Raw genomic sequence first — 9,993 nt, forward strand, 5'->3', positions numbered from 1 at the left:
GATAAAAGAAAGTCGTGTAGCGATGAAAACATCCAACACTGAAAAGCCGCGTGTCGTGGCCACCATCCCCGTGGGATGGAAGCCGGTCGGTGTGGCGGTCGACGTTCATGACCATGTCTTCGTCACCAACAGTGGTGCCAATACCATGTCGGTGATCAATTCTGTGACGAACACGGTGAGCGCCACCCTCAACGTCGGACTCCAACCGGAGAGCGTGGCAACCGATCCTCAATTCGGCGTCTACATCGCCAACGGCGGCAATTCCACGGTGTCGGCGCTCGACAGATTCCACGCCCTCGTCACCACCATCGTCGTCGGAGGCTCGTCTGGCCCCGCGCCACCCGACAGGCTGAGGGTGGCGGTCGATCACTTCATGGGTCGGGCCTACGTGGCCAGCCGCGGCCTTGACAGTGTGTCGATCATTAAAACCAGCAGCAATCCCCCCTTCCTTTACCCTGACTCCACCGAAGTCGAGGGACCTCTCGGTGTGGCGGTTGATCCCGTAAGTCACCGCGTCTTCGTCACGCGACCCGACCACAACAAGGTGGCGGTGCTCGATGCCACGAGCACCGCCAACCCCGTGGTCATCGAAAACATCCCCGTCGGACAGCACCCCACGGGCATTGCGATCGATCCCCAAAAACGCCGCGCCTATGTCGCAAACTCCGGCTTCAAGACGGTGTCGTTGATCGATATGACGACCGGCGGCGTCGCCAATATCGACGTCGGCGCGAGCCCGACCGGTGTGGCGGTTGATTCCCATGGCGCCGTCTACGTCACCCACCCCGACGGCTTGGTGAGGGTGATCGATCCCACCTCCGCCACCGTGACCGACAGGATCCCCGTCGGCTCCCACCCCCAGGGCCTGGCCTTCGAACCGCACAGCAACCGCATCTACGTCGCCAACCGCGGCGACAACAACGTATCCGCGATCGACCCAGCGGGCGGTTAGTGCCCGTTTCTCAACCTCGGTATGGATCTCTGGGCGGGTCACAAACGGGCCCGGTGGCCGGGATCAACCCTGTGCGGGAACGGCGTTGTCCGGGGTGCGGTGACTGGCTGAGTCCGGATGCCGGGCTGCGGGCGGTGCTCTGCTCGATAGTGTGCCGTTCCAGGCCATGGCTGCCGTCTGAACCGGGGTACGGCTTCGGACGGCCGCCATCGAGAGACGAGGGCCGGCGGATGTGCCCGGTGTGCGAGGCGGTCTGAGTGGCCGCAGTGGATCACCGCATCAACGCGGTGTACTGCTCGCCACAGTGAAATGCCGTTCTTGTCCTCACGCTCGGTGAGGACCTGGAAGAGCATCTCGGCGCCGCGGCGGTCGAGTTCGAGGTAGCCGAGTTCGTCGATTTCGAGAAGGTCGACGCGACCGCAGCGGGCGATCGTCTTGCTCGCCCGACAGGACGTGATTACAGCGGGAGTTGTATGCCGAGTTCCTGCATGGCGCGGGAGGGCGGGCCGCCTTCGGAGCGTTCGGTCTTGTAGCCCTTGACCCGGGGCTGGAGGGTGCGCGGGTCGACGGCCTCGGCGGGAGCGCTCCTGGCGTACAGGCCGTCGGGCTCGGCGTCGCGGTCGTGGGGCAGGAGCCAGAAGACGCGGCGGCGGAAGGTGCCTGAGGCGCGGGATGCCTTGGCGTCGGGGCCGAGGATGGCGTAGCCGACCATGCGCCCGTCGCGGTGGTAGGGGGGTTTGCCCTTGCGGGTGGGCAGCCGGTCCAGGCTCTGGCGTACGTAGTCGAGGTCGTTGATGTCCTCCAGCCACACGAGTTCGGCTTCGTGGCTGATCTCGTCCGCGCTGATCAGGGAACTCATGCGCCGGCTTCCCTCTCCTCGTCGGTGAGCAGTCCGATGCCCGGGTAGTACTTGCGCTGATTGGACACCTTCATCTCCTTGGGCGAGGCCAGTCCGACCAGTTCCCTGGTCCGGGAGGCGAACGCGCGTGAGGAGATGATCTGCGCGCCTTCATTGTGGCACCAGGCGGTATAGGCGGCGTAGAGCGCCGTCTGCTCGGCGCGCAGGTCGGGGCCCATACGGCAGCACTCGTCGTAGAAGCGGCCGGTGTGGTCCTCGGTCTCGGCGTAGGCAGTGGTGGCGATGCGGACGCGTTCGGGGCCGGTGAGGTCGCGGTCGCCGCCGAGGTAGCGGCGGGCGCCGTCGATGAGCCAGGCGAGAATGCCGGGGCCTTCCTCCATGACGAGGAGGTCGGCCAGGTTGTCGATCTTGCGGTCGTCGGGGACGACGCATTCGAAGGGGATCAGGCGCATGCGGCGCCAGAACGCGAAACCGCCGGTGCCGACTTCGGGCTTGTGGTTGCCCAGCAGCCACAGTTTGTGGGTCGGTTCGAAGCTGAACGGGTCCTGGCGCATGCGGCGCGCCTTGATCCGATCGCCGCCGGTCAGCAGCTTCACCCGGGCTTCGTCGAACTTGTCGCCGGGCTTGATCTCCGAGCAGACGTAGACGCGCCGGCCGTGGAGTTCGGCGAGGTCCGTCGGGTGGCCTTCGAACGGCTTGGCCATCAGGAAGCCGGGCGGGGCCGCATCGGCGTAGTCGCCGAGCAGTTTCATCATGACGTCCAGGAGGACGGACTTGCCGTTCTTCCCCGTTCCCCACAGGAAGGGGAGGATCCGGGCTCCGACGTCCCCGGTGATCGAGTACCCGAGCAGCAGGTGCAGGTAGTCGATCATTTTGAGGCCTTCGGCGTCGTCGCCGAAGGTGTCGGTCAAGAAGCGCAGCCAGCGCGGGACGGGCATCTGCTGGGGGCCGACGGTGGTTGAGCGGGAGTGGAAGTCCTTGTTGGGGTCGGGGGCACTCAGCAGGCCAGTGCGCAGGTCGACGACTCCGCGCGGGGTGCACAGGGCGTAGGGGTCGGCGTCCAGTCGGTCGGCATTGAGCACCATGCCGGGCGCGGACCTGGCCTGGGTGAGCATGGCGTTGATGCCGGTGGGCGACATGGCACGGGTGCGGTGCTTGTGCAGGGCTGTGGTGGTGAACAGGCCCCTCGGGCAAACGACCTTGACTCGGCCGGGATTCGGCCAGTGTCACCGGCATCGCAGGATGCCGCCTCAGGGGATCCGCCGTCCCATCCGCGCCGACCGCCTGTTGCGGCCCTTGGTGTCCCACCACTCTTCCAGCAGGGCGTGGACGATGTGGACCAGCTGCTGCAACCGGTCCGGGTGGGGAGCGGGCGAGGTGAGCACGTCCACGAAGGACTTGTCGTCCCATGGAAGGGGGACAACCCAGCTTTCGTCCGGGTGGTCGGGTCGTTCCACAGTGATCGTAAACGTCAACGTCGCCGTGCGGTCCGGATGGTGCTCGACGGTCAGTTGGGTGATGTTGAACCCGACTGCGTCACCGGTGGTGTACGAACGCCCCAGAGCCCGCTCTGCCGGCGTCCTCTCCCCATGCATCATCCGGTCCTTTCCCTTGTCCCGGGCCCCCACCTTAGACACTATTTCAGTTGGCGTGATCTTGCAGCACTATGGGGTGATGACTGCTGCGCTTGTCGAGCGGATGGCGCCGGAAGAGCTGTGGACGTTGTTTCAGCGGGTGGTGCCGTCGGCGCCGGTCCGACCGCAAGGCGGAGGACATCGTCGGCGCGGGGACCGCGAGGTGCTGGCGGCGATCATCTTCGTGGCCACCTCGGGCTGCTGTCGGCGTACACAGTTACGTCCCCAGCTTCGTACGGATGAATAAGGACGGTTGTTGGTGCGGTGAGGCGTGTTGCTCGGCACTCTGCTGCTGGTCGGTGTGGCAGCGGAGAGGGGCCTGGCGATGCTCTTGGACGCGGAGCGTTGGTTGGAACTGCGGCGGTTCCGCGGGCTATTGGAGTCCGGTGCGCTGAGCCTGTCGGAGATCGCCCGGGAGACGGGGCTGGACCGCAAGACGGTCCGGAAGTACCTGTCGGCGCCGGGGCCGGCGACGCCGCCGCGGCGGTCGCCGAACGGACGGTCCCGGGCGAGGGTGATCGACGAGTTCGCGCCGCTGGTCGATGCAATGCTGCGGGCCGAGGTCTTGATGAAAGCCGCGGTCATCCACGAACGCCTGGTCGCGGAGTACGGATTCACCGGGACCTACCAGCGGGTCAAGCTCTACGTCCAGGAAGCCCGCCCCAGGATCGCCGAGGAACTCGGGATCACGCCGAAGGAACTGGCGGGCCTGCACCGCCGGTTCGAGGTGATCCCCGGCGCCCAGGCGCAAGTCGACTGGGGTGACGAGGGGAAGATCCTCGCGCAAATGGGCATCGGGAAGGTCTATTCCTTCCACATGACCCTTTCGTACTCCCGTGATCCGTTCTGCTGCTTCACCACGAGCCAGGATCTGGAGACCTTCTTCGACTGCCACCGGCGGGCGTTCGCGCACTTCGGCGGGGTGCCGATGACGATCGTCTACGACCGCACCAAGACCGTCGTGCGCCGGCATGTCGCCCCTGGTGAGGCGGTGCCGCTACATCCGGAAGCGGTCGAATTCGCCGGGCACTACGACTTCGACATCGACGTGCTGGCCGCCTACCGGCCCACCGGCAAAGGACGGGTCGAACGCCAGGTGCTGATCGTCCGCGACCACGTTCTGTCCGGGCGGGCCTTCTCCTCGATTGAGGAGATGGACGCTGCATTCACGGCCTGGGTGCCCAGACGGCGGGCACAGATCCACAAGACCCACCGTGAGGTCATCGGGCACCGGGCCGCACGGGACCACGCAGCCCTCAAAACGCTGCCGCCGGCCCCGTATCTGGTGGCCGAACGGCACCTGCGGCCGGTCGGCAAGGACTGTCTGATCGCGTTCGGCGGCAACCTCTACTCGGTGCCTGCCCGCAAGGTTCGCCCGCGCCAGCTCGTCGAGATCCGGGCCACGAAATCCCAGGTCATGCTGCATGCCACGGTCCCCGACTCGGGCGGCGAAACGCTGCTGGCCATGCACCCGAGGGCAGTCGGCCGCGGGGTCCGCGTGGTCGAGGAAACACATTGGGACGGGCTTCCCACCGGCAAGGGCCGCCGGACGACCACCGGCGAAGTTCCCGTCCAGCCGCGTCACCACCGCCCCCTGGGCGAAGCAGCCGGACCACTGCAGGCCCTGCTGAACCGGGCCGCCGCCACCCAGGTCGAGGTCGGCCGCCGACCGTTGTCGGTCTATGACGAACTGACCGGCACCCGCCCCTTCACCACCCACCGCACCCCGAAGGAATCGTCTTGAGCGAGCTGACCGGCAACCGCATCCGCACCACGGCCGCGAAGCTCGGCCTGCCCCATCTGGCAGAAACCATCAACGAGTTCAACCGACGCGCGGACGAGGGAAAGCTCGGCTACCTCGACTTCCTCGACCTGGTCCTCTCCGAGGAACTCGCCGTCCGGGACGACCGCCGCTTCCGCCAGGGCCTGCGGCTTTCGAAGCTGCCGCACCACAAGACGCTGGACGAGTATGACTTTTCCTTCCAGCCGGACCTCGACCCGCGCAAGGTCAAGGACCTCGCCACCCTGTCCTTCGTCGAGGCCAAGGCCAACGCAGCCCTGCTCGGGCCGCCCGGAGTCGGCAAGACGCACATCGCTGTCGCACTGGTGGTCGCGGCCTGCCGGGCCGGTTACTCGATCTACTTCACCAGCCTCGACGACATGGTCCGCAACCTCAAAGCCGCTGAAACGGCAGGACGGCTGACCAGCAAACTCGGCTCCTACCTGCGGCCGAGCGTCCTGGTGGTGGACGAAGTCGGCTACCAGCCTCTTGAACGCGCCGAGGCGAACCTGGTCTTCCAGGTGATCTCGAAGCGCTACGAGAAGGGCTCGATCATCCTGACCTCGAACAAGACCTTCAGCGAGTGGGGACAGGTGTTCGGCGACGAGGTCCTGGCCACCGCGATCCTCGACCGGCTACTGCACCACTGCGATGTCGTCGCGATCAACGGCCCCAGCTACAGGCTCAAGAATCGCCTGCAGGCCATCGAGCGCGAGACGGACGTGGCCTGACAGGTGAGGACGAAGAAAGGTACGCGACTGGGGATCTAAGTCCGTACGTCGACAGCTGCACCTGGAATCAACTCCCGCCAGGCTTCGGCCTGTCCGGGGTCACCGCCTTCCGGCGGTTCACCGAGTGGACCGAGGCCAGGGTGTGGGCCAAACTCCACCGCCTGGTCCTGGACGAACTCGGCGCCCGGGGCGAGCTGGGCTGGTCGCGGTGCGCGATCGACTCCGTCAGCGTCCGGGCCCTCAAAGGGGGCAGCTGACAGGACCGAATCCGACCGACCGCGGCAAGAAGGGATCGAAAATCCACAGTGATGATGGCTGGGTGATCGCCTCGGACCTGACCCAAAAATCCACCGACGCTGTTGAGTTGTCCTGGCGAGGATGCGTCGGTCCGGGGCGATCATGCGCGTGGCCAGCCGGACTTTCGTGACCTGATAGGAGCCTGACCAGAGGTCCCATCACTGTGTTGTCCGTCTGCCCGACCGGCCCGTGCTATCCCCTCTCCAGAGCGTGGTTCGGAAGGACAGCATCACCAGCATGACAGCCAACGAGGCAACCGAGATAACTGTGGTCGGCGGGATCGACACCCACACCGACTTTCACCAGGCCGCCGTCATCGACACTGTGGGCCGGCAGCTGGCCACCGAATCATTCGAGACGACCCCGGACGGCTACTGGCGACTGCTGGAATGGTTCACCTCCCACGGCGAGATCATCGCTGTCGGGATGGAGGGGACCGGCTCCTACGGTGCCGAGCTCGCCCGCTTCCTGCGCGGCAACGGACTCACCGTCCTCGAGGTCGACCGCCCTGACCGCAAGTCCCGCCGCGCCAACGGCAAGTCCGACCCCGTGGACGCCTACGCGGCCGCCACCGCTGTGCTGTCAGGCCGTGCCAACGGCACCCCGAAGACCCGCGACGGCATCGTAGAAGCCATCCGCGTTCTGCGCGTGGCCCGCAACTCCGCGGTCAAGGCCCGCACCCAGGCCATCAACCAGATCCGCGCTCTGATGATCAGCCCCCCAGCGAGGTCCGCGACAGATTCCGCGGCTTGTCCGCCAAAGACTTGATCGGCACCCTCGCCCGCTCCCGCCCCACCGGAAACCTCGAAGATCCCGCTTACACGACCAAAGTCACCCTGATGCGACTGGCCCGCCGATACCAGGCACTGGCCGAGGAGATCAAGGAGGCCGAAGCCGAGATCGGCCCGCTAGTCACCAAAGCTGCCCCCAAGCTCATCGCGCTGCCCGGCGTGGGCCCCGAGACTGCAGGTCAGCTCCTGGAAACCGCTGGTGACAACCCCGAACGTCTCCGCTCCGAGGCGTCCTTCGCTCACCTCTGCGCAGCCTCACCCATCCCTGCGTCCTCCGGCCGCACCCACCGCCACCGGCTCAATCGCGGTGGCGATCGCCAGGCCAACAGAGCCCTGCACACAATCGTCCTGGTCCGCATGAAGTACGACATGCGCACTCAGAAATACGTCGCCCGACGCACCGCCGACGGCCTCTCCAAGAAGGAGATCATCCGGTGCCTGAAACGCTTCGTCGCCCGCGAGATCTACCGTCTGCTACCCCGCCCGCAACTCACCACCGAACAACTCTGCCCCACAGGTTGACGACCTATAGGAGCATCCTCATCGTCGACCGCCAGGGACTGCCCCTGTCGATCGGCATCTCCGCCGCCAACCTCCACGACAGCCAGGCCCTCATCCCTCTGGTCCGTGGCATCCCGCCCATCCGCTCCCGTCGTGGCCCACGGCGCAGGCGCCCCGGGAAGCTGCACGGTGACAAGGGTTATGACTACCGCCACCTGCGCCGATGGCTCACTTCCCGTGGCATTCGGCATCGCCTGGCCCGCAAAGGCATCGAGTCATCTCGGCACCTGGGCCGACACCGCTGGGTCGTGGAGCGGACCGTGTCCTGGCTGTCCGGCTGCCGACGCCTGCACCGCCGCTACGAACGCAAGCCGGAACACTTCCTCGCCATCGCCGCAACCCTCATATGTCACCGCAGACTGACCAAGTGAAATGGCGTCTAATAGCTCGTAACAGGATCATGAGCGGGTCTTCTTCAGGCGTCGCCAGCAGATGATGCTGCAGGCCAACGAGTGGAAGGCGTCGTGGAGTTCGAGGCGTCGTTCCCATCGGACGGCGAGGCGCTTGAACTGGTGGAGGAGCGCGAAGGTCTGCTCGACGACATAGCGGAGCTTGCCCAGGCCCTTGATGTTCGGGGAGCCCTTGCGGGAGATTACCGGCAGGATCCGGCGCCTGCGCAGTTCGCGGCGCACGGCCCGGGAGTCGTACGCCTTGTCGCCGAGCACGGCCTCGGGGCGTCGGCGGGGACGGCCGGGCCGTCCGGCCACCGGCGGGATGCCGTCGATCAGCGCGAGGGTCTGCGTGATGTCGTTGACGTTCGCGGCGGTGGTGATGACGTGCAGCGGGGTCCCTTTGCCGTCGCAGATCAGGTGGTGTTTGCTGCCCGTCTTGCGCCGGTCGACCGGCGACGGACCGGTTGCGGTTCCCCCTTTTTCGCGCGGACGTGGGAGCCGTCCACGCACGCGCGGGACCAGTCGAGTTCGCCGGCCGCGTTGAGCTTCGCGAGCAGGATCCGGTGCAGGTGCTCGAAGACGTCGGCCTGTTGCCAGCGGTCCAGACGTCGCCAGCAGGTCTGTCCGGAGCCGAACCCCAGCTCCAAGGGCAGGAGTTGCCAGGCAATGTCCTGGTGCAGGACATAGAGGATGCCTTGCAGACACAGCCGGTCGTCCACCGGCTTCGGTCCCGGCGACCGCTCAGGCCAGGGCGGCAGCAGCGGCTCGATCAGCTCCCACAGGTCGTCGTCCACGATCCACGGCCGAATACTCACACGGTCATCAACGACCAGATCATCACACCAGACACGCTCGACCAGCACGCTCACTCAAGATCGCGACGAGCTCATAGGGAGCCTGTCTTGATGCACGCCGCTGGTGCGCCGTTCTTGCTCCGGTGGCGCTCCTTCAATCGGGTGAGTTCCGTAGTATGGGGAAATATGGGTGGGCATCAGATAAGTTTCCTACTTCATTGTGGGGAACGAGAATGAATTCCCTGACCGGTCAGAGATCTCCATCAGTCTCGTTCGCCAGGCCGTCAAGGAATTCTTGACGTCTGGCGGGAAAAGGCCGACATGTATCCAATGGCAGGAGCCAGAGATCTGGTGAAACCCTGCCGCGGCGCGGCCCATAGGGTCGCGCCGCATGGCTCCGAACCAGCGGCTACTCGGGTGGAGCACCCGGGGCCTAGGTGGGGCAACATCGTTCGGGGCTGAGTGATGAGGGGTCCGTGCCGTGTGCGTCACCGGCACGGACCCCGGCGACGAGAAGTGCACCCGCACTTGGTACGCCCGCAATGACGCCAAGGGCATCAACTCCCTCGCCTCCCGTACGCGCACAGTCAGCAGGCTCTGTTCCACGGCCGATTCCGCACTGGATCTGCCCGCGGACTCCAAGCGTCCGGGCGACGTCATCGCAGACACCGCCACCGTCTACGACGACACGGCGGCCACTACATGGTCGGTCTCCCAGACCCCGACCAAGGGCGATGCGACCTGGACCGGACGAGCCAAGGGCTACGGCAGCGACGACGCCCCCGCCTGGCAGAAGGTGGCCACGGCGACGTTCGACTCGCTCGGCCGCCCCTTGATCGTCAAGAACACCAACGGCCTGCAGGTCTCCAAGACGACCTACACGCCAGCAGCAACCGGTCCTGTGACGGCGACCGCCGTTGAGGACGCCAACCTGTACAAGACGACGACGGTCGACTTCGCCACCGGCACCCCGACCAAGGTCACCGACCCCAACACCAAGGTCACAGAAACCGAGTACGACAGCCTCGGCCGTCTCACCAAGGTCTGGCTGCCCAACCGCCTCAAGGTTCTAGGCAAGACACCCAACTACGTCTACGCCTACAACGTTGAACCGCTCCGGGTCTGATGGAGGCTCGATCCCCTGAGAGGATCGAGTCATGGCACGTCCGTCCCCCTACCCGCCCGAGCTTCGTGAGCGCGCG

7 protein-coding genes and 7 pseudogenes are annotated in these 9,993 nt (G+C 66.0%); 9 read left to right on the plus strand and 5 right to left on the minus strand.

The window, feature by feature from the left end; translation table 11 throughout:
* The first annotated feature begins 22 nt into the window (after positions 1-22).
* Complete coding sequence (locus ACZ7M7_RS43565; protein WP_472127275.1) at positions 23-952, plus strand: YncE family protein; 930 nt, start codon at positions 23-25, stop codon at positions 950-952.
* Between the two features lie 38 nt (positions 953-990).
* Here the strand turns inward: ACZ7M7_RS43565 and ACZ7M7_RS43570 are convergent.
* From ACZ7M7_RS43570 to ACZ7M7_RS43585, 4 genes and pseudogenes are all read right to left on the minus strand, one after another.
* Positions 991-1,392 (minus strand): annotated as a pseudogene (locus tag ACZ7M7_RS43570) (ATP-binding protein); the annotation flags it as partial.
* Positions 1,393-1,409: 17 nt separating this feature from the next.
* Positions 1,410-1,811 (minus strand): DUF6009 family protein, encoded by a 402-nt coding sequence (locus ACZ7M7_RS43575; RefSeq protein ID WP_472127277.1) that lies wholly within the window; start codon positions 1,809-1,811, stop codon positions 1,410-1,412.
* Positions 1,808-3,001: pseudogene (locus tag ACZ7M7_RS43580) on the minus strand (DNA primase family protein); the annotation flags it as partial. The pseudogene ACZ7M7_RS43580 and the gene ACZ7M7_RS43575, both read right to left, overlap by 4 nt.
* A gap of 60 nt (positions 3,002-3,061) precedes the next feature.
* On the minus strand, positions 3,062-3,409 hold the full coding sequence (locus ACZ7M7_RS43585; protein WP_472127278.1) for a hypothetical protein: 348 nt from the start codon (positions 3,407-3,409) through the stop codon (positions 3,062-3,064).
* A gap of 76 nt (positions 3,410-3,485) precedes the next feature.
* Between ACZ7M7_RS43585 and ACZ7M7_RS43590 the strand changes: the two are divergent.
* The 6 genes and pseudogenes from ACZ7M7_RS43590 to ACZ7M7_RS43615 form a co-directional block, all read left to right on the plus strand.
* Positions 3,486-3,647, plus strand: a pseudogene (locus tag ACZ7M7_RS43590) (IS5/IS1182 family transposase); the annotation flags it as partial.
* Between the two features lie 69 nt (positions 3,648-3,716).
* Positions 3,717-5,189: an IS21 family transposase gene (istA, locus tag ACZ7M7_RS43595; RefSeq protein ID WP_472127279.1), complete on the plus strand. Its 1,473-nt coding sequence runs from the start codon at positions 3,717-3,719 to the stop codon at positions 5,187-5,189.
* Positions 5,186-5,956: an IS21-like element helper ATPase IstB gene (gene istB / locus ACZ7M7_RS43600; RefSeq protein WP_472127281.1), complete on the plus strand. Its 771-nt coding sequence runs from the start codon at positions 5,186-5,188 to the stop codon at positions 5,954-5,956. Before istA ends, istB begins: the two co-directional genes overlap by 4 nt.
* A 62-nt stretch (positions 5,957-6,018) precedes the next feature.
* A pseudogene (locus ACZ7M7_RS43605) lies at positions 6,019-6,260 on the plus strand (IS5/IS1182 family transposase); the annotation flags it as partial.
* 230 nt (positions 6,261-6,490) lie between these two features.
* Positions 6,491-7,566, plus strand: a pseudogene (locus tag ACZ7M7_RS43610) (IS110 family RNA-guided transposase).
* 17 nt (positions 7,567-7,583) lie between these two features.
* Positions 7,584-7,976, plus strand: a pseudogene (locus tag ACZ7M7_RS43615) (IS5 family transposase); the annotation flags it as partial.
* A 27-nt stretch (positions 7,977-8,003) separates the two neighbouring features.
* Here ACZ7M7_RS43615 and ACZ7M7_RS43620 read toward each other — a convergent pair.
* Positions 8,004-8,806, minus strand: a protein-coding gene (locus tag ACZ7M7_RS43620) for an IS5 family transposase (protein ID WP_472127291.1) whose coding sequence is annotated in 2 segments (ribosomal slippage) — positions 8,004-8,492 and positions 8,495-8,806 — 801 coding nt in all. Because the reading frame shifts where the segments join, the coding sequence is not laid out codon by codon here.
* A gap of 202 nt (positions 8,807-9,008) precedes the next feature.
* On the opposite strand from ACZ7M7_RS43620, the gene ACZ7M7_RS43625 reads away from it, so the two are divergent.
* On the plus strand, positions 9,009-9,146 hold the full coding sequence (locus ACZ7M7_RS43625; RefSeq protein ID WP_472127293.1) for an Imm1 family immunity protein: 138 nt from the start codon (positions 9,009-9,011) through the stop codon (positions 9,144-9,146).
* Positions 9,147-9,296: 150 nt separating this feature from the next.
* Positions 9,297-9,899, plus strand: a pseudogene (locus tag ACZ7M7_RS43630) (hypothetical protein); the annotation flags it as partial.
* Positions 9,900-9,993: the final 94 nt, after the last annotated feature.

The organism is Streptomyces sp. NPDC111606, assembly GCF_055656945.1.

Excerpts from the sequence above, each read along its gene's own strand:
- ACZ7M7_RS43565 (WP_472127275.1), top strand. The coding sequence starts at position 23 with ATGAAAACATCCAACACTGAAAAGCCGCGTGTCGTGGCCACCATCCCC.
- ACZ7M7_RS43575 (WP_472127277.1), bottom strand. The coding sequence starts at position 1,811 with ATGAGTTCCCTGATCAGCGCGGACGAGATCAGCCACGAAGCCGAACTC.
- ACZ7M7_RS43585 (WP_472127278.1), bottom strand. The coding sequence starts at position 3,409 with ATGATGCATGGGGAGAGGACGCCGGCAGAGCGGGCTCTGGGGCGTTCG.